The 20739-nt window shown below is 55.8% G+C and carries 21 protein-coding genes and 1 tRNA gene; 8 read left to right on the top strand and 14 right to left on the bottom strand.

The features are described from left to right. Positions 1–32 precede the first annotated feature (32 nt). The 4 genes from ridA to H7R58_RS21080 all read right to left on the bottom strand — a co-directional run bounded on the left by ridA (position 33) and on the right by H7R58_RS21080 (position 2043). On the bottom strand, positions 33–419 hold the full coding sequence (gene ridA / locus H7R58_RS21095) for a 2-iminobutanoate/2-iminopropanoate deaminase (RefSeq protein WP_000047540.1): 387 nt from the start codon (positions 417–419) through the stop codon (positions 33–35). Positions 420–492: 73 nt separating this feature from the next. Then, a complete protein-coding gene (gene pyrI, locus H7R58_RS21090) occupies positions 493–954 on the bottom strand; it encodes an aspartate carbamoyltransferase regulatory subunit (protein ID WP_106927592.1) in 462 nt (153 codons plus the stop codon). A gap of 12 nt (positions 955–966) precedes the next feature. Continuing rightward, the gene (gene pyrB, locus H7R58_RS21085; RefSeq protein ID WP_106927594.1) at positions 967–1902 is read right to left on the bottom strand and encodes an aspartate carbamoyltransferase; all 936 of its coding nucleotides are present in this window, start codon (positions 1900–1902) and stop codon (positions 967–969) included. A gap of 36 nt (positions 1903–1938) precedes the next feature. Beyond that, positions 1939–2043: a pyrBI operon leader peptide gene (locus tag H7R58_RS21080; RefSeq protein ID WP_072351778.1), complete on the bottom strand. Its 105-nt coding sequence runs from the start codon at positions 2041–2043 to the stop codon at positions 1939–1941. Between the two features lie 262 nt (positions 2044–2305). Here H7R58_RS21080 and H7R58_RS21075 point away from each other — a divergent pair, with 262 nt between their 5' ends. Beyond that, a complete protein-coding gene (locus H7R58_RS21075) occupies positions 2306–2758 on the top strand; it encodes a YhcH/YjgK/YiaL family protein (RefSeq protein ID WP_106927596.1) in 453 nt (150 codons plus the stop codon). Positions 2759–2895: 137 nt separating this feature from the next. On the opposite strand, the gene argF is transcribed toward H7R58_RS21075, so the two are convergent. Together argF and argL are read right to left on the bottom strand one after the other, a co-directional pair. Beyond that, positions 2896–3900, bottom strand: a complete 1005-nt coding sequence (gene argF / locus H7R58_RS21070) for an ornithine carbamoyltransferase (protein WP_106927626.1) — start codon at positions 3898–3900, stop codon at positions 2896–2898. Further along, positions 3900–3965: a putative translational regulatory protein ArgL gene (argL, locus tag H7R58_RS25660; RefSeq protein ID WP_374956744.1), complete on the bottom strand. Its 66-nt coding sequence runs from the start codon at positions 3963–3965 to the stop codon at positions 3900–3902. The genes argF and argL overlap by 1 nt, the downstream gene beginning before the upstream one ends. Before the next feature lie 95 nt (positions 3966–4060). Between argL and rraB the strand changes: the two genes are divergently transcribed. The 3 genes from rraB to H7R58_RS21055 all read left to right on the top strand — a co-directional run bounded on the left by rraB (position 4061) and on the right by H7R58_RS21055 (position 6256). Then, positions 4061–4483: a ribonuclease E inhibitor RraB gene (gene rraB, locus H7R58_RS21065; protein ID WP_106927598.1), complete on the top strand. Its 423-nt coding sequence runs from the start codon at positions 4061–4063 to the stop codon at positions 4481–4483. Between the two features lie 50 nt (positions 4484–4533). Then, positions 4534–5292: a tRNA isopentenyl-2-thiomethyl-A-37 hydroxylase MiaE gene (gene miaE / locus H7R58_RS21060; protein ID WP_182929566.1), complete on the top strand. Its 759-nt coding sequence runs from the start codon at positions 4534–4536 to the stop codon at positions 5290–5292. A 133-nt stretch (positions 5293–5425) separates the two neighbouring features. Further along, positions 5426–6256 carry a topoisomerase II gene (locus H7R58_RS21055; RefSeq protein WP_106927602.1) on the top strand — a complete coding sequence of 277 codons (831 nt, stop codon included), beginning with the start codon at positions 5426–5428 and terminating at the stop codon, positions 6254–6256. 21 nt (positions 6257–6277) lie between these two features. Here H7R58_RS21055 and H7R58_RS21050 read toward each other — a convergent pair whose 3' ends face one another. From H7R58_RS21050 to pepA, 4 genes are all read right to left on the bottom strand, one after another. Next, positions 6278–6781: a GNAT family N-acetyltransferase gene (locus tag H7R58_RS21050; RefSeq protein WP_182929565.1), complete on the bottom strand. Its 504-nt coding sequence runs from the start codon at positions 6779–6781 to the stop codon at positions 6278–6280. A 231-nt stretch (positions 6782–7012) separates the two neighbouring features. After that, complete coding sequence (locus H7R58_RS21045; protein ID WP_182929564.1) at positions 7013–9868, bottom strand: valine--tRNA ligase; 2856 nt, start codon at positions 9866–9868, stop codon at positions 7013–7015. Continuing rightward, entirely contained in the window at positions 9868–10311 is a 444-nt protein-coding gene (holC, locus tag H7R58_RS21040; RefSeq protein WP_182929563.1) for a DNA polymerase III subunit chi, read from the bottom strand. The genes H7R58_RS21045 and holC overlap by 1 nt, the downstream gene beginning before the upstream one ends. 169 nt (positions 10312–10480) lie before the next feature. Further along, positions 10481–11992: a leucyl aminopeptidase gene (pepA, locus tag H7R58_RS21035; protein ID WP_064546996.1), complete on the bottom strand. Its 1512-nt coding sequence runs from the start codon at positions 11990–11992 to the stop codon at positions 10481–10483. A gap of 267 nt (positions 11993–12259) precedes the next feature. On the opposite strand from pepA, the gene lptF reads away from it, so the two are divergent. Together lptF and lptG are read left to right on the top strand one after the other, a co-directional pair. Then, positions 12260–13360 carry an LPS export ABC transporter permease LptF gene (gene lptF / locus H7R58_RS21030; protein ID WP_182929562.1) on the top strand — a complete coding sequence of 367 codons (1101 nt, stop codon included), beginning with the start codon at positions 12260–12262 and terminating at the stop codon, positions 13358–13360. Then, positions 13360–14442, top strand: coding sequence for an LPS export ABC transporter permease LptG (lptG, locus tag H7R58_RS21025; protein ID WP_106927612.1), 1083 nt, complete (start codon positions 13360–13362; stop codon positions 14440–14442). Before lptF ends, lptG begins: the two co-directional genes overlap by 1 nt. A 161-nt stretch (positions 14443–14603) precedes the next feature. Here the strand turns inward: lptG and H7R58_RS21020 are convergent, their stop codons facing one another. The 4 genes from H7R58_RS21020 to H7R58_RS21005 form a co-directional block, all read right to left on the bottom strand. After that, on the bottom strand, positions 14604–16106 hold the full coding sequence (locus H7R58_RS21020; RefSeq protein ID WP_182929561.1) for a helicase HerA-like C-terminal domain-containing protein: 1503 nt from the start codon (positions 16104–16106) through the stop codon (positions 14604–14606). Positions 16107–16234: 128 nt separating this feature from the next. Then, entirely contained in the window at positions 16235–17254 is a 1020-nt protein-coding gene (ahr, locus tag H7R58_RS21015; protein WP_106927616.1) for an NADPH-dependent aldehyde reductase Ahr, read from the bottom strand. A 74-nt stretch (positions 17255–17328) separates the two neighbouring features. Continuing rightward, on the bottom strand, positions 17329–17910 hold the full coding sequence (locus H7R58_RS21010) for a class I SAM-dependent methyltransferase (RefSeq protein WP_182929560.1): 582 nt from the start codon (positions 17908–17910) through the stop codon (positions 17329–17331). Then, positions 17910–18923 carry an HNH endonuclease gene (locus H7R58_RS21005; RefSeq protein ID WP_182929559.1) on the bottom strand — a complete coding sequence of 338 codons (1014 nt, stop codon included), beginning with the start codon at positions 18921–18923 and terminating at the stop codon, positions 17910–17912. The genes H7R58_RS21010 and H7R58_RS21005 overlap by 1 nt, the downstream gene beginning before the upstream one ends. Before the next feature lie 275 nt (positions 18924–19198). Between H7R58_RS21005 and H7R58_RS21000 the strand changes: the two genes are divergently transcribed. Next, a tRNA-Leu gene (locus H7R58_RS21000) sits at positions 19199–19283 on the top strand. A gap of 163 nt (positions 19284–19446) precedes the next feature. After that, on the top strand, positions 19447–20706 hold the full coding sequence (locus H7R58_RS20995; RefSeq protein ID WP_182929558.1) for a tyrosine-type recombinase/integrase: 1260 nt from the start codon (positions 19447–19449) through the stop codon (positions 20704–20706). Positions 20707–20739 lie beyond the last annotated feature (33 nt).

The following is a 20739-nucleotide window of genomic DNA, read 5'->3' as shown; positions in this document are numbered from 1 at the left end:
CACTGGCTGCCTTTCTTCATACTGCATCGAAACTAGCGACGAACGGCAATCGCTTCGATTTCAATCTTTACGTCTTTCGGCAGACGCGCCACTTCGACGCAAGAACGTGCCGGGAAGGTGGCGTTGTGCTCGGTGAAGAACGCTTCGTAGGTGGCGTTAACGGTCGCGAAATCGTTGAGATCTTTTACGAATACGGTGGTTTTCACGATGTCGCCTACTTTCAGGCCTGCGGCTTCAACGATAGCTTTCACGTTATCCAGCGACTGACGTGCCTGTGCGGACACGTCTTCCGGCACGCTACCGGTTTTTGGGTCAACCGGGATCTGACCGGAAGTGATGATCATGCTGCCCAGGTCAACGCCCTGAACGTAAGGGCCGATAGCGGCTGGTGCATTTTCCGTCGCAATAGTTTTGCTCATGATATCTCCAGATGAACTGCAGTAATTAGGTCGTAGCCATTATAGGGACGCGTAAAACCAATACCAACCGCAATTAGTTGGCCAGCACCACATAATGAGAAAACTCTTTTTCGCAGTATTTGCATTTGAGTGCAACGTCATCGGCACGTTTTTTCACTGCAAAACTGGATGAAACCGGTTCGGCATGGCTGATGCAGTTGCTGTTCGGGCATACCAGCACGCTATCAATACGCGCCGGCAGGCTAGGACGTGATTTGCCGACCACTTCATAGTTGTCGATGCGGTTAACGGTCGCCTGCGGCGCGTACAGCGACAGCTGGTTCACCTGCTCGTCGGTCAGGAAGGTATTTTCGATTTTGATCAGGTCTTTACGGCCCATTTCGCCGGACGGCAGGTTCAGGCCGATGGTGATGCGCTGGTCGGTTTCGGTCAGTTTGAACAGCGTCAGCAGCTTAAAGCCGACCTGCGCCGGGATATGGTCGATTACGGTGCCACGTTTGATGGCTTCTACCTGCAATTTATTGTCGTGTGTCATCGTCATTTCCCCTTACAGAGCCAGTTCGCTATTCAGTACCAGTGCCAGTAACGCCTGGCGGGCGAAGATGCCGTTGCCGGCCTGCTGGAAGTACCAGGCGTGCGGCGTTTTATCGACATCCGTGGTGATTTCATCAATGCGTGGTAGCGGGTGCAGCACCTTCATGTTGTCGCGCGCACCGGTCAGGTCGGCGGCGCGCAGCACGAACTGCGCTTTCACGTTGGCGTACTCCGACGGATCGAGGCGCTCTTTCTGTACGCGGGTCATGTAGAGAATGTCCACTTCAGCCATCACTTCCTCAATCGCGCTGTGCAGGCTCCAGGCGATGCCTTTCTCGTCGAGCATATCGAGGATGTACTGCGGCATGGCCAGCGCATCCGGGGCAATGAAGTAGAAACGGTTGCCGTTAAATTTCGCCAGCGCCTGGGTGAGTGAGTGCACGGTGCGGCCGTACTTCAGGTCACCGACCATCGCGATGTTGAGGTTCTCAAGACGGCCCTGGGTTTCCTGAATGGTAAACAGATCCAGCAGCGTCTGGGTCGGGTGTTGGTTCGCGCCATCGCCAGCGTTGAGCACCGGAACACCGCCGGAAAACTCGGTTGCCAGACGTGCTGCGCCTTCCTGAGGGTGGCGCATGACGATGGCATCAACATAGGTGCTGATCACCGAAATGGTGTCGGCCAGCGTTTCGCCCTTTTTGCCGAGTGAGGTATTGGCGCTGTCGGAGAAGCCGACCACGCTGGCGCCCAGGCGGTGCATTGAGGTTTCGAAGGAGAGACGGGTACGCGTCGAGGCTTCGAAGAAGCAGCTGGCGATAACCTTATGCTTGAGTAACTCCGGCTGTGGGTTCGCTTTCAGTTTAGCGGCGGTCGCCAAAACCAGTTCAAGGTCTTCGCGGCTGAGATCGTTTATGGAAATGATGTGTTTTTGATACAGCGGATTAGCCATGGTTATCTCCTGACGACGGCGCAAAAAAAAAGCCCCTTAAATAAGGGGCTTTACGAATACGGATGCAACGGAAAGGAAAAACGGCAGGCCAGCGTCTGTTTTCAGACGCGGTAAGACGCGATGTCGTACACACTGAACCATAATTCCTCCCGGCAAAACGGGTGGCATTATACGCAGCTTTAGTAGGCGATCAAGCGGTGAATTCACACTTTAATCAACGAAAACGATTCTCATACCTTAACTATGCTGAAAATGTGCATATTGATTCATATTTCGACGGGGGGGCAAAGTGTGCGCTAAACCGGCAGGATGGTAATAACAGGATAAAAAGTGCTGGTATGGTATCGCAAATTTACGTATAACAACTGAAAATTGAAACATTGTTTTATTTGCGGAGTGAACGATGATTATTGGCAATATCCATAATGTGCAGCCCTGGCTGCCGGAAGAACTGCGTCAGGCAATTGCCCACATTAAGGCGAACGTCACCGCTGAAACCCCGGAAGGGAAATACGATATCGACGGCAGCCGCCTGTTCTATATGGTGTCTGAAAACATGACCGAGCCGTTTGCCGACCGCCGTGCAGAGTACCACGCCCGTTACCTGGATATTCAGGTCGTACTGAGCGGCCAGGAAGGCATGGCGTTCAGCACCCAGCCTGCGGGTAAACCGGATACCGACTGGTTAGCGGACAAAGACATTGCGTTCCTGCCGGAAGGCGTGCAGGAAAAAATGGTGGTCATGAGCGAAGGTGATTTCGTGGTGTTTTACCCGGGAGAAGTGCACAAACCGCTGTGTGCCGTGGGCGCGCCGGCGAAGGTGCGTAAGCTGGTGGTGAAACTGCTGGTGGCGTGAAGATAAGTCGGCCTGATAAGCGTAGCGCCATCAGGCACGATGCGGTGGTCAAGCCGGATGGCGACGTTCCGCCTTATCCGGCCTACCACCCGCAGAGAATGCCGACGCCGGGAAAACCCGGCGTCCTGTGGCTGCTGTTACTTGCTCAGCGTCGCGACCATCACCGCTTTAATGGTGTGCATCCGGTTTTCCGCCTGGTCAAACACGATGCTCGCCGGCGATTCAAAGACCTCGTCGGTCACTTCCATGCCGCCGTGCATGCCGTACTCCGCCGCCATTTTTTTGCCAAGCGTCGTCTGGTCGTCATGGAACGCAGGCAGGCAGTGCAGGAATTTCACCTGCGGGTTACCGGTCAATTTCATCATCGCGCTGTTGACCTGATAGCCGCGCAGCAGGGCGATACGCTCTGCCCATTTCTCTTTGGCTTCCCCCATCGATACCCACACATCGGTATAGATAAAGTCAGCGCCTTTCACGCCTGCGGCAATATCTTCCGTCAGCGTGACGTTGCCGCCGTTTTTCTGCGCCAGCGCTTTGCATTCGGCGACCAGGCTCTCTTCCGGCCAGCAGGCCTGCGGCGCAACGAGACGCAAATCCAGGCCGGTCAGCGCCGCCGCTTCGAGCATCGAGTTACCCATGTTATTGCGCGCGTCGCCTGCATAAACCAGCGTCATTTCATTGAACGCTTTGCCCGGCAAATGTTCCTGCATGGTCAGCAGGTCCGCCAGCAGCTGGGTCGGGTGAAACTCATCGGTCAGGCCGTTCCATACCGGTACGCCGGAGTACTCTGCCAGCGTTTCGACAATCTCCTGGCCGTAGCCGCGGTATTGAATACCGTCATACATGCGGCCCAGCACGCGGGCGGTGTCTTTAATGGATTCTTTGTGGCCAATCTGGCTGCCGCTGGAGCCGAGGTAGGTAGCGCGGGCGCCCTGATCGTAAGCGGCAACTTCGAAAGAGCATCGTGTACGGGTTGAGTCTTTTTCGAAGATGAGCGCGATGTTTTTACCGGTCAGGTTCGGCGACTCCGTGCCGCTTTTTTTATCCGCTTTGAGTTTTGCCGCGAGCTGCAGCAGGGTGGTGATTTCTGCAGGGGTAAAATCGAGTAATTTTAAGAAGTTCTTTTTATACAGAGTAGACATCATTCCCTCACCTGGCTTAAGCCACTTATTGAATTAAAATTCACTTTATATGTATGAATATTCATTTGCAACCCCCATAACAAATCTTTCTCGGAAAGGTGGAGGCAACGGCAACGGTATGTGACAATAAGAGTATCAGCCACATTACGAGGAACGAGCCATGGCAAACCCGGAACACCTGGAAGAGCAGCGTGAAGAGACGCGTCTGATTATTGAAGAACTGCTGGAAGACGGCAGCGATCCTGACGCGCTGTACACCATCGAACACCACCTGTCCGCCGACGATTTTGAAACGCTGGAAAAGGCGGCGGTTGAAGCGTTCAAGCTGGGCTATGAAGTGACTGAACCGGAAGAGCTGGAAGTGGAAGAAGGCGACACCGTGATCTGCTGCGACATTCTCAGCGAATGTGCGCTGAACGCCGAGCTTATCGACGCGCAGGTTGAACAGCTGATGACCCTGGCCGAGAAGTTTGAGGTTGAGTATGACGGTTGGGGTACCTACTACGAAGATCCTAACGGCGAAGAAGGCGACGACGACGACGAAGATGAGGTCGACGAAGACGACGATGGTGTGCGTCACTAAGCATCATTCACCTGCGGCAGCGCCTGCTGCCGCAGGGTCAAGGATAACCGATGGATTACCCGCAAATTCTCTCTCTCGTTCTCAACTTTCTGCACTGCAAAACGCCGCAGGCGTGGCTCGATAAAGCCCGCGACCCGGCCAATCTTCCCCTGCTGCTGACCGACCACTTAGTTTGCGAGCTGAAAGCGGCGCAAACCGCAATGCTGCTGGTGCGTAAATATGTCGCCGACAAGGCGGGAGCTCAGGCGCTCCTTGACTGGCTGAAGCCGTATGAAGCCTTTGCGTTTCGCGAGGGTGAGGAGCCGGATTTTGCCGCGCTGAATCGGCAGATTAACAAAAGCGTGATGCCGCAAACCGACGATCCGTGGGGCCGCAGGCTTATCGATAGCATGGTGCTGCTGATCAAAGAGGAGTTGCACCACTTCTGGCAGGTGCGCGAGGCGATGCAGCATCGCAACATTCCCTACGTCAAAATCACCGCCAGCCGCTACGCGAAAGGCATGCTCAAAGAGGTTCGTACCCACGAGCCGTTGACGCTTATCGATAAGCTGATTTGTGGAGCCTATATCGAAGCCCGCTCCTGCGAGCGTTTCGCCGCTCTGGCACCGTACCTTGAAGCCGATTTACAGGCGTTTTATCTGTCGCTTCTGCGCTCTGAAGCGCGGCACTATCAGGACTATTTAGCGCTGGCGCAGCAAATTTCAGATAGTGATATTAGCGAACGGGTGCGCTTCTTTGGTGAAGTCGAAGCGGCGCTGATTTCCTCGCCGGATGACGAGTTTCGCTTCCACAGCGGTGTGCCGGTCTAGCCCTTTTTTGTCCCCCTTGATGCCGCTGAGGACGAAAAAGGGTGGCTGGAAAAAACCTTTCATTACCTTAATAATCAAAACGTAATAAAGGGGAGGAAATCCCCATAACGCTTGATTTAAATAAGGATGGTTTATGAACTGGGCACATGTATTGCTAGCGGGCTACATCGGTGCGGTCATCGCTATTGTCGTTGGCGTTTTCCGCAAAAAAGGCTGGGTAGGCAAGGTTTCCGGTGCGGTGATTTTTGTCGTCGCAATTATCGGCTGGAATCTGTTTGATGTGCACTACCTGATCCCGCGCGAAAGCCCGGACTATGGCCTGACGGAAACGCAGAAATTCGAAAAAGCGATGCTGTCGATGCCGGTCTATCAGGTGCTGAAGGAGCAAGAGCCCGCGCTGTGGACGAAGATCCTTAGCCAGTCGGCGCAAATGAAAGAAGCAGGGAAAAGCGAACAGCAAATTATCGATACCATCCAGCCGCAGATCCTTCAAATACAGATGGCGCGTTTACAGCAGGCGCCCGATGCCAACGTGATTGAATATATGAAGATTAACCTCGAACAGATTGCCGCGGTGGCGAAAGTGGGCGATGACGAATGTTTTCGTTTCCTCTTCCCTGCGGTGAAGGGGGGAATCAACCCGGTGCGGATCATTCCGCAAACGATCATGAGTCGACGCATGGAGAGCGATATGAGCATGATGCGCGCTGCCTATGGCCCGGAAAAACACACGGTCACCGCCGAGGAGAAGCAGCTCGCCCTCCAGGATCTGCAAACTATCACCCCGGAGCTGGTACAGCGCTATGGGCCGGATATTCAGATAATGGCCGACCCGAGTAAAGGCGTGGGGAATGAGAAAGCGGGTTGCGCAATGGTGCAGGATCTCTGGACGCAGGTGCTGAAGCTGCCAACGGCACGCGCGGCCGGCGTGATTCGTCTGGCGCTCTCCGCCGAGATGCAGTAAGCCCGATGGCCCCCTGCGACATCAGAGGGGCTTTAACATTCTCACTTCGCAGTCGACATGCCCGGTGCAGCCGAGCGGCTCGTCGATGTGCGCAAATCCCAGACGTTCGTACAGGCGTATCGCTTCGGTCAGAAACGCCGTGGTTTCCAGGTAGCATTGCTTAAAGCCCTGCTCGCGGGCGTGATCGAGCGCCATCAGCGCCAGCTTTTTCGCCAGCCCCTGACCGCGCACGCTCGGCAGGAAGTACATTTTTTGCAGTTCGCAAATGTCCGGTTCACTACAGCCTAACGGCGCCACGCCGCCGCCGCCCATCACCTGCCCATTTTGCTCGACGACCCAGTAGGCGGAGCCCGGCTGGCTGTAAACCTGAAACAGCTCGTCCAGATTCGGATCGGCCACCGTGTAGCCTTTATCGGCGGTCAGGCCGTATTCGGCGGAGACCTGGCGGATTACGCGGGCAATGGCGGCGTTGTCGTCGGCGGTTATGCGGCGCAGCGTTGCCGAGACAGGTGTCATAACACTCATAGCGAACTCATAGCAAAAAGGTGAAACATATGCAGTTAATAACACTGCGGGGCGGGGGAGTGCAAGCGAGGATAATTCAAGAAAAAGCCTCTGAGCGGGTGCATCAGAGGCTTTATTGGATTTATGAGCCGTCAGTTTTGTCGGATGCGCTACGCTTATCCGACCTACGTTGACGTTGCCCGTAGGCCGGATAAGCGCAAGCGCCATCCGGCAAACGTACGGGCACGATTTTTACAGCGCAGCGATAACGGCCTGCTGTTCAATCAGCTTCGCTTTGGCTTCGGCGTAACCGTCCAGCTTCTCACGCTCTTTGGCGATCACCGCTTCCGGTGCGCGGGCAACGAAACCTTCGTTGGACAGTTTGCTTTCGATACGGGCAATCTCACCTTCGATTTTAGCCACTTCTTTCGCCAGACGCGCCAGCTCATCTTCTTTGTTGATGAGGCCAGCCATCGGGATCAGCAGCTCGGCGCCGTCGATGATTTTGGTCACGGAGACCGGACCTTTGTCATCGGCAGGTAGCACGGTGATGCTTTCCAGACGCGCCAGGTTCAGCAGGAAGCTCTTGTTGTCGTTCACGCGACGCATTGCGTCAGCGCTGCAACCACGCAGCAGCAGCTCCAGCGGTTTGCCCGGGGCAATGTTCATTTCCGCGCGGATGTTACGTACGGCAACAATCGCCTGCTTCAGCCATTCGGTATCGGCCAGCGCCGCTTCGTCTACCTGAGCCGCGTTATATTCCGGGAACGGCTGCAGCATGATGGTATCTGCGGTGTTGCCACAAATCACTTTCACGCGCTGCCAGATGGTTTCGGTAATGAATGGAATGATCGGGTGCGCCAGGCGCAGCAGGCCTTCCAGCACGGTCACCAGCGTATTGCGGGTGCCGCGCAGTTCAGACTCGGAACCACCGGTCATTACCGGCTTGGTCAGCTCCAGATACCAGTCGCAGAACTGGTTCCAGGTGAATTCGTACAGGATGCCCGCAGCGATATCGAAGCGGAAGTTGTCCAGCGCTTCGCGGTACGCTTTGATGGTCTGGTTGAATTCAGCGAGGATCCAGCGGTCTGCCAGAGACAGGGTCATTTCGCCGCCGTTGAAACCGCAATCCTGATCTTCGGTGTTCATCAGCACGAAGCGGCTGGCGTTCCACAGCTTGTTACAGAAGTTACGGTAACCTTCCAGACGCTTCATATCCCAGTTGATGTCGCGGCCAGTAGAGGCCAGCGCCGCCAGGGTGAAACGCAGGGCGTCGGTGCCGTGCGGCTCGATGCCGTTCGGGAACTGCTTCTCGGTACGTTTGGCAATCTTCTCAGCCAGCTGCGGCTGCATCATGTTACCGGTGCGTTTTTCCAGCAGCTCCGGCAGTGAGATACCGTCGACCATATCCAGCGGGTCGATAACGTTACCTTTGGACTTGGACATCTTCTGGCCTTCGTCGTCACGAATCAGACCGGTCATGTAGACGGTCTTAAACGGAACCTGCGGCTTGCCGTTTTCATCTTTGATGAAGTGCATGGTCATCATGATCATGCGGGCAATCCAGAAGAAGATGATGTCGAAGCCGGAAACCATCACGCTGGTCGGGTGGAACTGACGCAGCGCGTCGGTGTTTTCCGGCCAGCCGAGGGTAGAGAAGGTCCACAGCGCGGAGGAGAACCAGGTATCCAGAACGTCTTCGTCCTGACGCAGCGCAACGTCGGCGCCGAGGTTGTTTTCCTGACGCACTTCGTCTTCGGTACGGCCAACATAGACGTTGCCCGCTTCGTCGTACCATGCCGGGATACGGTGACCCCACCACAGCTGACGGGAGATACACCAGTCCTGAATATCGCGCATCCAGGAGAAGTACATGTTTTCGTACTGCTTCGGTACGAACTGAATGTCGCCGTTCTCAACCGCTTCAACCGCCGGTTTCGCCAGTACGTCAGCACGGACGTACCACTGGTCGGTCAGCATTGGCTCGATAACCACGCCGCCACGGTCGCCGTAAGGCACGGTCAGATCGTGAGGTTTGATCTCTTCCAGCAGGCCCATCGCATCGATGGCAGCGACGATCGCTTTACGCGCGGCAAAGCGTTCCAGCTTCTGGAATTCAGTCGGGATAGCGTTGGAGTAAACGTCAGACTCTTCGCCTTTGGTGTCATACACTTCCGCGGTTTCGCGGATGTCGCCATCAAAGGTCAGGATGTTGATCATTGGCAGGGCGTGACGACGACCGACTTCATAGTCGTTAAAGTCGTGCGCCGGGGTGATCTTCACGCAGCCGGTGCCTTTTTCCATATCGGCATGTTCGTCGCCGACGATCGGAATACGGCGGTCAACCAGCGGCAGAATAACGAATTTGCCGATCAGATCTTTATAGCGCGGATCTTCCGGGTTCACGGCCACGCCGGTGTCGCCCAGAATGGTTTCCGGACGGGTGGTCGCCACGACCAGGTAATCTTTACCGTCTGCGGTTTTCGCGCCGTCGGCCAGCGGATAGCGGATGTGCCACATCGAGCCTTTAGACTCGCGGTTTTCCACTTCCAGGTCAGAGATGGCGGTGCGCAGTTTCGGGTCCCAGTTTACCAGGCGCTTGCCACGGTAAATCAGATCTTCTTTGTACAGGCGAACGAAGACTTCTTTCACGGCATTGGAAAGACCTTCGTCCATGGTGAAGCGCTCGCGCTCCCAGTCAACGGAGTTGCCGAGACGGCGCATCTGACGGGTAATGGTGCCGCCGGATTCCGCTTTCCACTGCCAGATTTTGTCGATAAATGCTTCGCGACCATAGTCGTGACGGGTTTTACCTTCTTCAGCGGCAATCTTACGCTCAACCACCATCTGGGTAGCAATACCCGCGTGGTCGGTACCAGCCTGCCACAGGGTGTTTTTACCCTGCATGCGCTGGTAGCGAATCATGGTATCCATGATGGTTTGCTGGAAAGCATGACCCATATGCAAACTGCCGGTGACGTTCGGCGGCGGGATCATGATGCAGAAGGACTCTTTGCTTTCGTCGCCGTTAGGCTTGAAATAGCCCTGCTTTTCCCAGTGCTCGTAAAGCGGCTGTTCGATATCTTGTGGGTTATATGTCTTTTCCATTATTTCCAGGTTGCCGTATTCAGGTTAAAACCAGCCACGCGGTAGGCTTTGTAGCGATCGCGGGCGAGTTGTTTCAGAGTTTCTTCGTAAGGGACGAAGTCTACCACTTCTGTGAAAGCGGTGGCAAAATCTGCAAAGTTTACCCGCAGACTGATCAGTATATCCCGTGGGCTGCTGTTGCGCTTGGCAGGCCACGCAATCTCGACCGGCGCACCGCCGCGCGGGCCTTCGCCAGCCAGGTTATGCGGTACAAAGCTCTCGGGCGGCCTGCTCCACAGCGCTTCATCCAGGCGAATGGCCTGCTGCTCGTCTTCGCAGGCGATCAGCACGCGCTTGCCGGCGCGCCAACGTTCTGCGGCAATTTCACACACCAGTTGCTCGACGGCGCTGAGCTCGTCGACGGTGGTGTCGTTGTCCAGAAGATAGAACGTTGCATTCTTCATATATGGGGCTTCTTGTGATGGATTTAAATGCAGCGCCCGGCGGACCGGGCCTGCGATTTATTGCCGTATGTAGGCCGGATAAGGCGTAAACGCCGCCATCCGGCGATTGTGCGTCAGTGCCTGATGGCGCTGCGCTTATCAGGCCTACATGTTGCAGGCTTGAAGCGTATTACTCTTCGCCGTTAAAGCCAGCGCGATTGAGCAGGAACTGCGACAGCAGCGCCACCGGACGACCGGTAGCGCCTTTGGCTTTCCCGGAGCGCCATGCGGTACCGGCGATGTCCAGGTGCGCCCAGTTGTACTTACGGGTAAAGCGCGCCAGGAAGCAGCCCGCGGTGATCGCACCGCCAGGACGGCCGCCGATGTTGGCCATATCCGCGAAGTTAGACTCCAGCTGCTCCTGATACTCATCGCCCAGCGGCAGACGCCACGCGCGGTCGCCAGACTGCTCGGACGCGCCGATCAGCTCATGCGCCAGCGGGTTGTGGTTCGACATCAGGCCGGTGATGTGATGGCCCAGCGCAATCACGCAGGCACCGGTCAGGGTCGCGACGTCAATCACCGCCTCCGGCTCAAAGCGTTCGACGTAGGTTAACACGTCGCACAGTACCAGACGGCCTTCGGCATCGGTATTGAGCACTTCAACGGTCTGGCCGGACATGGTGGTCAGCACATCGCCCGGGCGATACGCGCGCCCACCCGGCATGTTCTCACAGCCTGCCAGTACGCCGATGACGTTAATCGGCAACTGAAGTTCAGCAACCATGCGCATCACGCCGTACACCGCCGCCGCGCCGCACATGTCGTATTTCATTTCGTCCATGCCTTCGGACGGCTTAATAGAGATGCCGCCGGAGTCGAAGGTCAGACCCTTGCCGACCAGCACAATCGGACGAACGTCTTCGGACTCGACGCCTTTATACTCGATGACCGACATCAGCGATTCGTTTTGTGAACCGTTGCCGACCGCGAGGTAGGAGTGCATGCCCAGCTCTTTCATCTGCTGTTCGCCGATCACGCGGGTGATGACGTTTTTACTGTAGCTATCTGCCAGCTGGCGCGCCTGAGAGGCCAGGTAGGCCGCGTTACAGATGTTTGGCGGCATGTTGCCAAGATCTTTGGCGGCTTTAATACCGGCAGCAATCGCCAGTCCGTGCTGAATGGCGCGCTCGCCGCTGGTCAGTTCACGGCGGGTTGGTACGTTGAAGACCATTTTACGCAGCGGACGACGCGGCTCGCTTTTGTTGGTTTTAAGCTGGTCAAAGCTGTACAGCGTCTCTTTGGCTGTTTCAACCGCCTGGCGTACTTTCCAGTAGTTATTGCGACCCTTAACGTGCAGTTCGGTCAGGAAGCAGACGGCCTCCATGGAACCGGTATCATTCAGGGTGTTGATGGTTTTCTGAATGACCTGTTTGTACTGACGCTCGTCAAGCTCGCGCTCTTTGCCGCAGCCGATCAGCAGGATGCGCTCTGACAGTACGTTAGGTACGTGGTGCAGCAATAAGGTCTGCCCCGGTTTGCCTTCCAGTTCGCCGCGACGCAGCAGCGCGCTGATGTAGCCGTCGCTGATTTTATCGAGCTGTTCGGCGATGGGAGAGAGCCGACGTGGTTCGAATACGCCCACGACGATACAGGCACTCCGCTGTTTCTCCGGGCTACCACTTTTTACACTGAACTCCATGCACTACGCTCCTGAATCTTAAAGACAACGGCGGTGGCTACGGATAGAATTGCAAGCTTACGTAACTCATTTCCGCTGTTGCGGTGACTTCGTGTTAATCTTAACGTTATTACGGTGTTGGCACGTCAGAACAGGTCCTGAAACGTGAAACCGCTGAGTCATTTAATCTTAGCGATGTTTTCGACGACTCAAGAGAATAAATGACGTTTAAGCCATGAAACAAGCTATTTTCCTGCAATAAGACGGGTTTTTACGGGCGTATTTATAGTGATAATCATACGATATCTGGTGCGGGAGACGCTAAAAAGCCAGCTTGCCATCCTCTTCATCCTGCTTTTGATCTTCTTTTGTCAAAAACTGGTGAGGATCCTTGGCGCTGCGGTTGATGGCGATATCCCGACAAACCTGGTCCTCTCTTTGCTGGGGCTCGGCGTACCCGAAATGGCACAGCTTATCTTACCGCTGAGCCTGTTCCTCGGTCTATTGATGACGCTGGGAAAACTGTATACCGAAAGTGAAATTACGGTGATGCACGCCTGCGGCCTGAGTAAAGCCGTGTTGGTGAAAGCGGCGATGGTGCTGGCGCTGTTTACCGGCATCGTTGCGGCGGTCAACGTGATGTGGCTGGGGCCGTGGTCCTCTCGCCATCAGGATGAAGTGCTGGCGGAGGCCAAGGCCAACCCCGGCATGGCGGCGCTGGCGCAGGGCCAGTTCCAGCAGTCCACCGACGGCAACGCGGTGTTATTTATTGAAGGCGTGAATGGTGCTAAGTTCCACGACGTCTTCCTGGCGCAGCTGCGGCCAAAAGGTAGCGCGCGCCCTTCGGTCGTTGTCGCCGACTCCGGCCAGCTTTCTCAGCATAAGGACGGCTCTCAGGTCGTCACCCTTAACCAGGGGACGCGCTTCGAAGGGACCGCGATGCTGCGCGACTTCCGCATTACTGATTTTAAAAACTATCAGGCGATTGTTGGCCATCAGGCGGTAGCGGCTGACCCGACCGATACCGAACAGATGAACATGCGTACGCTATGGAACACCGATACCGATCGCGCTCGTGCGGAGCTGCACTGGCGCATTACGCTGGTACTGACGGTGTTTATTATGGCGCTGATGGTGGTACCGCTGAGCGTGGTGAACCCGCGCCAGGGGCGCGTACTGTCGATGCTGCCGGCGATGCTGTTGTATCTGGTGTTCTTCCTGCTGCAGACTTCGCTGAAGTCGAATGCCGGTAAAGGCAAGCTCGATCCCGCCGTGTGGATGTGGACGGTGAACCTGTTGTACATCGCGGTTGCCGTCGCGCTCAACCTGTGGGACACCGTACCGATGCGCCGTCTCCGCGCCCGCCTGACCAATAAAGGAGCGGTATAATGCAGCCATTTGGTGTACTTGACCGCTATATCGGTAAAACCATCTTCACCACCATCATGATGACGCTGTTCATGCTGGTGTCGCTGTCCGGCATCATTAAGTTTGTCGACCAGCTGAAGAAAGCCGGGCAGGGGAGCTATGACGCGCTGGGCGCGGGTATCTATACCCTCCTCAGCGTGCCGAAAGACGTGCAGATCTTCTTCCCGATGGCGGCGCTGCTTGGCGCGCTGTTGGGCCTGGGCATGCTGGCCCAGCGCAGTGAACTGGTGGTGATGCAGGCGTCGGGCTTTACCCGTATGCAGGTGGCGCTGTCGGTAATGAAAACCGCGATTCCGCTGGTGCTGCTGACCATGGCAATGGGTGAGTGGGTGGCGCCGCAGGGCGAGCAGATGGCGCGTAACTATCGTGCTCAGCAGATGTACGGTGGCTCACTGCTTTCCACCCAGCAGGGCATGTGGGCCAAAGATGGCCACAACTTCGTCTATATTGAGCGGGTAAAGGGTAACGATGAGCTGGGCGGCGTGAGCATCTACAGCTTTAACAACGAGCGTCGTTTACAGTCCGTGCGCTATGCGGCCAGCGCGAAGTTTGATAACGAACAGAAGGTGTGGCGGCTGTCGCAGGTGGATGAATCGAACCTGACCGACCCGAAACAGATCACCGGCTCACAGACGGTGAGCGGGACCTGGAAAACCACCCTGACGCCGGACAAACTCGGCGTGGTCGCGCTGGACCCGGATGCGCTGTCGATTAGCGGCCTGCACAACTACGTGAAGTATCTGCATGCCAGCGGCCAGGATGCCGGTCGTTACCAGTTGAATATGTGGAGCAAGGTCTTCCAGCCGCTGTCGGTGGCGGTGATGATGCTGATGGCGCTGTCGTTTATCTTCGGCCCGCTGCGCAGCGTACCGATGGGCGTGCGGGTGGTGACCGGCATCAGCTTTGGCTTCGTATTCTATGTGCTTGACCAGATCTTCGGCCCGCTGACGCTGGTGTACGGCATCCCGCCGATTATCGGCGCGCTGCTGCCAAGCGCCAGCTTCTTCCTGATAAGCCTCTGGCTGATGATGCGAAAAGCGTAACGCCACTGATAACCCGGCCAAGCGAAAGCGACGCCGGGTTTTTTGTGCCTGTTATTTGATGGTATTGGGTGCTGTAGCCCGAGCTGGCCGCCGGATGGTACAGAAGGGCGTAGGCCGGATAAGGCGTTTACGCCGCCATCCGGCAAACCGGCGATGAAGAACTAACGCCGCCGCCCGCCCAGCAGGCTACCCAACATCCCACGCACAATCTGGTTCGTCACCTGGCGCACGGCGCTTTTCGCTGCCGTTTGCACCAGCCCATCGTGCTTGCCGCCGCGCGGCCCGGTGGTGCCAAAGAAGATATCCTTCAGGCCGCCCAGCAGGCCGTCATCGGCACTTTGCTGCTGGCCCTTCGCCGGTGGCGCGTCCGCCTGTCCCGCGCTGTTCTGTACACCTTTTTGCAGCATTTCGAACGCGGATTCGCGGTCGACTTCATCCTCATACTTGCCGTACAGCGGCGAGTTGTTGATTAGCCCGTTACGCTCATCGTCGGTCACTGGCCCCATGCGCGAACACGGCGCAATCACCATGGCTCGCTCAACCACCGACGGGCTGCCTTTTTCATCGAGGAAGGAGATCAGCGCTTCACCGGTACCCAGCTCCTGTATCGCCTGTTCGGTGCTGAACGCCGGGTTGGCGCGCATCGTCTGGGCGGCGGTTTTCACCGCTTTCTGATCCTTCGGCGTGAAGGCGCGCAGGGCGTGCTGCACGCGGTTACCTAACTGGCCGAGCACCGCATCGGGGATATCCGACGGGTTCTGCGAGACAAAATAGACGCCGACGCCCTTGGAGCGGATCAGGCGGATAACCTGCTCGATTTTATCCAGCAGCACCTGCGGCGCATCGTTAAACAGCAGGTGCGCTTCGTCGAAGAAGAACACCAGCTTGGGTTTTTCGAGATCACCGGCTTCCGGCAGTTGCTCATACAGTTCAGAGAGCATCCACAGCAGGCTGGCGGCGTAGAGCTTCGGCATTTGGTAGAGCTTTTCAGCGCTGAGGATATTGATGATGCCTTTACCGTTACTGTCGACGCGCATCCAGTCTTTAATATCGAGCATCGGCTCGCCGAAGAAGTGCTCGGCCCCCTGTTGCTCAAGCGTCAGTAGCCCGCGCTGGATCGCTCCGACGGAAGCAGTGCTGATGTTGCCGTACTGGTTCTGGAAGGATTTCGCGTTATCGCCGATGTACTGGGTGATGGCGCGCAGGTCTTTGAAGTCCAGCAGCAACAGGCCCTGGTCGTCGGCGATGCGGAAGATGATATTCAGCACCCCGGACTGCACCTCGTTAAGGTTCAGCAGGCGCGCGAGCAGCAGCGGACCAAGGTCTGAGACGGTCGCGCGCACCGGATGGCCTTTTTCACCGAAGATATCCCACACCACCACCGGATTGGCGTGCGGTTCCCAGTCGGTGACACCGATGTTGTTCAGGCGTGCCATCAGCTTCTCCGACGCCAGGCCTTCTTTGGCGATGCCGGTCAGATCGCCCTTTACGTCGGCCATAAATACCGGTACGCCAATCTCTGAGAATGACTCCGCCAGTTTTTGCAGGGTGACGGTTTTCCCCGTGCCGGTAGCGCCGGTAATCAGCCCGTGACGGTTGGCCATATTGGGCAGCAAAACAAGCTGCGTGTCCTGGGTGCGTGCAATCAGCAGCGGTGCGCTCATGATAAATCCTCCATTTATTCTGCGTCGAGTATAGGCAAAACAAAGGCATTGCGGCGCGGTAAATTGTCTGTTTTGCGGTAAGGGGGAGTGGTGCAGAGAACCGGCGGCAGAACGCCGCCGGTGGCATATCAGAAGTCGGCTTTCAGCACCACGCGGTAACGGGCTTTACCGTCGCGCACGTGCTGGATGGCGTCGTTAATTTTCGACATCGGGAACAGTTCGGTAATAGGCGCCACCTTGCTGCGGCCGGCAAACTTCATCAGCTTGCGCAGCTCGAACGGGTTACCCGTTGCCGAACCGGAGACGCTGCGGTCGCCGCCAATCAGGGTAAACGCCGGCACCGGCAGCGGCGTGAGCACTGCGCCCACGGTGTGGAAGTTGCCGCCCGAGGCCAGCGCTTCGAAGTACGGCTGCCAGTTCAGGTCGACGTTGACGGTGTTGATGATCAGATCAAACTGACCCGCCAACTCTTTGAGCGCTTCCGGCGAACGGCTATTAACCACGTGGTCTGCGCCCATCGCCCGCACTTCCTGTTCTTTTGATGGATTCGAGCTAAAGGCAGTCACCTCGGCACCCATCGCGCGCAGCAGCTTAATGGCGATATGCCCCAGACCACCGATCCCAATCACCCCCACGCGGCTGGTGGCGGTGACATGATGCATCAGCAGCGGTTTAAATACCGTAATCCCGCCGCACAGCATCGGGCCTGCGGTTTCGATATCAATGTTGTCCGGTAGTGGAATCACCCACTGCCAGTCAGCGCGCAGCTTATCGGCAAAGCCGCCGTGGTTGATGATGGTCGGCACCGAGCCTTCGGTACAGTTAATCTGGTTGCCATCGATACAGGCATCGCAGTGGCCACAGCTGCGCGCCGTCCAGCCAATGCCCACGCGCTGGCCAATTTTCAGCCCTTTATTCTGCGCGGCGCTGCCCAGCGCTACCACGTGACCAATCACCTCGTGACCGGCAACCAGCGGATATTGAGAGAACCCCCATTCGTTGTCGATCATCGACAGGTCCGAGTGGCAGATCCCGCAGTAATCCACTTTCACCTCAACGTCTTCCGGCAGCAGCTCCCCGGCATCGTATTCCCAGACTTCCAGTTCCCCACCGGCGTTTTTCGCGGCGTAGCTTTTTATTATGGACATCGTGCTTCTCTCAGTTTGGTGTTGAACTGAGAGTGTAGAGCATGGGGAGGGGAAGTGCTTGGCGGAAGGGGGGATTAAGAGCGCTTCTGTAACAGTGCGTTTAACCACATCTCGCTGCGATCGGGCCGCTTGTCTTCCGTTATCCAGTGACCGGCAAGCGTAATATCCGCAAGCCCTGCCAGCATCGCATTCAATCTTTGCTCGTTAAGATCGGTAAAGTGGCGGCCATCCTTGACCCGTTCGCCGTCGCCATATTTAAAGGAGACGTACCAGGTGCCGCCAGGCTTAAGTGCTCGCGCCAGTTTTGCCATGGCATCCGGCAGCTCAGCTGCGCTGACGTGCAGCAGCGAGGCGCAGCACCAGATACCGTCATAACGATTAACGGCATCGACATCGCTAAAGGTCATCTGCTTAACCGAGAACCCGGTATGCTGGCTGGCAAGCTTTGCCATTTCCGCCGTCGCGTCGAACGCTTCAACTTGATAGCCCTGCTGTAAAAACGCTTTGCTATCCCGCCCGGAGCCGCACCCGGCATCCAGAATCCAGCCACCTTTTGGAACGCGCTCCAGAAAAGGCGTATAGAGCGAATCCATATCGACGTTGACCGTCGAGCTAAAAAAATCGTCGGCGTGGTGCTGGTAGTATTCAAGCGTCATCAGAAAGTATCCGTTCCTTGTGCGATAGGTTCCCATTGGTGGAAAAGGACTTGTAGCGCATTGTTCCAACTGGTGGCCAGAAAATTTTCGCGCTGTGCGGTGGCTGACCCGGTTTGCCGAATCAACGTTTCGCGCAGCGGCAGGTGGCTATTGATAAAGTACTCGTTTCTATCGTGCAGGCGCTGAAGCAGCTTGCGGGACGGCAGGCGCGCGAACTTGCCCTTCTCACCCCGATTACATTCCTTACAGGCCAGAACCAAATTCCAGACGCCATTCACGTTAAGTACCTGCTCGCGCGCCTTCCACGGGATAAAGTGGTCAACGTCAGCAAACTGTTCATCGTCCGGCTGTAGGCTGATGGGTGCATAGCAGTAGAAGCAGCGCCCCTTCTGATAGCCATTGAGGCTATCACGACAGCTCGAGATATCCACGCGACGATCGTGATTGTGGCTAAACAGCATCCGATCGTTCTCGTCATACTCCACGTTGATAAGCTGGCTGGAGATATTCATCGACCACGCTTGCTCGACCAGATTCCAGCGCGCGTTGGTTTCAAATCTGAGGTTTTGATACTGCAGGCGCTCACCCAGACGGTAAAAATTTTCCGTCAGGCGGATGCCCTTATGGGTTTTGCGCTCATCGATAAAAAAGCGTTTCTCAATCTCGCCCTGATTCACATTGTGGAAGGCATCAATCACGTTATTGAACCCCTGACGCACCGTAATCGCCGTTAACGTATCGCGAGTGATTTCCCCCGCGTTGAACTGCGAACAGGCGCTAATAAACTGGCTGCTGCGCGAGGTTATCTGCTTAGGCGCATGTTGCAGATGACGACAGAGATGATCGCTGAACGGCACCGCCAGATCGTCCAGTAAGATCAGATCGCTACCTTCAGGCTTGAGATCGTACAGCGCATGCGCCAGCGCGAACTTATAGGACGCGACGTTTTTGCCGAAGAGAATAATCCCACGCCAGTAGTTTTCCAGCGTGGGTTCAACCTGATAGAAGCGCATAGCGATGCCCTGAGCACAATGGCTGTTGTTACGAGATTCAGTAACGCGATCTCATATCAAACGAGGGCAAATGTAAACCGACCCGGTCACGTTGCATTTTTTTGCGAGGCGGATTCCAGGAAAAAGCACTGGCTGGGGACGGAGTTAGCGGTGGTTAAGGGTTTTGTGTGAGAGTCGACGTTTTTTTAGACACTTGGCGGTGGGGCAGGTGACTGACACTTGCATGGTGGCGCGTGACAGGTATAATCCACAACGTTTTCCGCATACCTTTCCGTGCCGGAGTGGCGAAATCGGTAGACGCAGTTGATTCAAAATCAACCGTAGAAATACGTGCCGGTTCGAGTCCGGCCTTCGGCACCATTAGTACTTCCAAGACCATCCGAGAAAGTCCAGAAAACCCTTTAAAATCAATGCCTGTAGCGGTTTTTCTGTCCTGAGCCGTCCGAGCTAGTCCGTTGAAATCCGGATGTCATTGGGGGCATAATTGGGGGCATCTTAACTTCGATTAGAATTGTGCCCCCAAATGAAGCTCAACGCCAGACAGGTCGAGACCGCAAAGCCAAAAGACAAAACTTACAAAATGGCCGATGGCGGCGGTTTGTATCTCGAGGTTTCGGCCAAGGGTTCTAAATACTGGCGCATGAAATACCGACGACCCTCTGACAAAAAAGAGGATCGCCTCGCTTTTGGTGTTTGGCCGACTGTGACGCTTGCTCAGGCAAGAGCAAAGCGCGACGAAGCTAAAAAGATGTTAGTGCAGGGCATCGACCCAAAAGCCGAACAGAAGGAAGCTCAGGCCGAGAACGCCGGGGCATATACTTTCGAAACCATCGCCCGCGAGTGGCATGCAAGTAACAAACGTTGGAGTGAAGACCATCGCTCGCGCGTTCTTCGTTATCTTGAGCTGTATATCTTCCCTTATATTGGTTCTTCTGATATTCGTCAGCTCAAAACCAGCCAGCTATTAGCCCCGATTAAAAAAGTTGATGCCAGTGGTAAGCATGACGTCGCTCAGCGCCTGCAACAGCGCGTCACGGCCATTATGCGGTATGCCGTACAGAACGATTACATCGACTCAAATCCAGCCAGCGACATGGCCGGTGCGTTATCGACAACCAAAGCGCGACATTACCCCGCTTTGCCCTCCAGCCGGTTCCCTGAGTTTCTTGCTCGTCTTGCTGCATATCGTGGCAGGGTAATGACACGGATCTCGGTCGAGCTTTCCTTATTAACTTTCGTGCGTTCCAGTGAGTTACGCTTTGCGCGTTGGGATGAATTCGATTTCGATAAATCTCTTTGGCGTATACCGGCAAAACGAGAAGAAATTAAAGGCGTGCGTTACTCATACCGCGGAATGAAGATGAAAGAGGAGCATATCGTTCCTCTCAGTCGGCAGGCGATGGTTTTGTTAGAGCAACTCAAGCAGATTAGCGGTGATAGGGAGCTGCTTTTCCCAGGCGATCATGACGCAACTAAGGTTATGAGTGAAAATACAGTAAACAGCGCATTGCGTGCGATGGGATATGACACTAAAACTGAAGTTTGTGGGCATGGTTTTAGGACTATGGCGCGCGGGGCACTGGGAGAGTCTGGATTGTGGAGTGATGACGCTATAGAGCGCCAGTTGAGCCACTCTGAGCGCAATAATGTGCGTGCTGCTTATATTCATACTTCTGAGCATTTGGATGAGCGTCGTTTGATGGTGCAGTGGTGGGCTGATTACTTGGACGCGAATAAATTTCAGTTAATGTCACCGTTCGACTATGGCAAAAGGTCTAATTAGGATAGATCACCCAATTTAAATTGGGTATTCATA

This window comes from Klebsiella sp. WP4-W18-ESBL-05, assembly GCF_014169075.1.
In the GTDB taxonomy this organism is placed as follows: Bacteria; Pseudomonadota; Gammaproteobacteria; order Enterobacterales; family Enterobacteriaceae; genus Kluyvera; species Kluyvera ascorbata_B.
This window is presented reverse-complemented; position numbering and strand designations above follow the sequence as displayed.

What these genes read in the sequence shown, in the direction of transcription:
- H7R58_RS21080 (WP_072351778.1), bottom strand. Translation starts at nt 2,043, where the DNA reads ATGGTTCAGTGTGTACGACATCGCGTCTTACCGCGTCTGAAAACAGAC.
- pyrB (WP_106927594.1), bottom strand. Translation starts at nt 1,902, where the DNA reads ATGGCTAATCCGCTGTATCAAAAACACATCATTTCCATAAACGATCTC.
- H7R58_RS21055 (WP_106927602.1), top strand. Translation starts at nt 5,426, where the DNA reads ATGAACTGGGCACATGTATTGCTAGCGGGCTACATCGGTGCGGTCATC.
- H7R58_RS21050 (WP_182929565.1), bottom strand. Translation starts at nt 6,781, where the DNA reads ATGAGTGTTATGACACCTGTCTCGGCAACGCTGCGCCGCATAACCGCC.
- pepA (WP_064546996.1), bottom strand. Translation starts at nt 11,992, where the DNA reads ATGGAGTTCAGTGTAAAAAGTGGTAGCCCGGAGAAACAGCGGAGTGCC.
- pyrI (WP_106927592.1), bottom strand. Translation starts at nt 954, where the DNA reads ATGACACACGACAATAAATTGCAGGTAGAAGCCATCAAACGTGGCACC.
- rraB (WP_106927598.1), top strand. Translation starts at nt 4,061, where the DNA reads ATGGCAAACCCGGAACACCTGGAAGAGCAGCGTGAAGAGACGCGTCTG.
- H7R58_RS21075 (WP_106927596.1), top strand. Translation starts at nt 2,306, where the DNA reads ATGATTATTGGCAATATCCATAATGTGCAGCCCTGGCTGCCGGAAGAA.
- ridA (WP_000047540.1), bottom strand. Translation starts at nt 419, where the DNA reads ATGAGCAAAACTATTGCGACGGAAAATGCACCAGCCGCTATCGGCCCT.
- argF (WP_106927626.1), bottom strand. Translation starts at nt 3,900, where the DNA reads ATGTCTACTCTGTATAAAAAGAACTTCTTAAAATTACTCGATTTTACC.
- H7R58_RS21005 (WP_182929559.1), bottom strand. Translation starts at nt 18,923, where the DNA reads ATGCGCTTCTATCAGGTTGAACCCACGCTGGAAAACTACTGGCGTGGG.
- holC (WP_182929563.1), bottom strand. Translation starts at nt 10,311, where the DNA reads ATGAAGAATGCAACGTTCTATCTTCTGGACAACGACACCACCGTCGAC.
- H7R58_RS21010 (WP_182929560.1), bottom strand. Translation starts at nt 17,910, where the DNA reads ATGACGCTTGAATACTACCAGCACCACGCCGACGATTTTTTTAGCTCG.
- miaE (WP_182929566.1), top strand. Translation starts at nt 4,534, where the DNA reads ATGGATTACCCGCAAATTCTCTCTCTCGTTCTCAACTTTCTGCACTGC.
- lptG (WP_106927612.1), top strand. Translation starts at nt 13,360, where the DNA reads ATGCAGCCATTTGGTGTACTTGACCGCTATATCGGTAAAACCATCTTC.
- H7R58_RS21020 (WP_182929561.1), bottom strand. Translation starts at nt 16,106, where the DNA reads ATGAGCGCACCGCTGCTGATTGCACGCACCCAGGACACGCAGCTTGTT.
- ahr (WP_106927616.1), bottom strand. Translation starts at nt 17,254, where the DNA reads ATGTCCATAATAAAAAGCTACGCCGCGAAAAACGCCGGTGGGGAACTG.
- H7R58_RS21045 (WP_182929564.1), bottom strand. Translation starts at nt 9,868, where the DNA reads ATGGAAAAGACATATAACCCACAAGATATCGAACAGCCGCTTTACGAG.
- H7R58_RS20995 (WP_182929558.1), top strand. Translation starts at nt 19,447, where the DNA reads ATGAAGCTCAACGCCAGACAGGTCGAGACCGCAAAGCCAAAAGACAAA.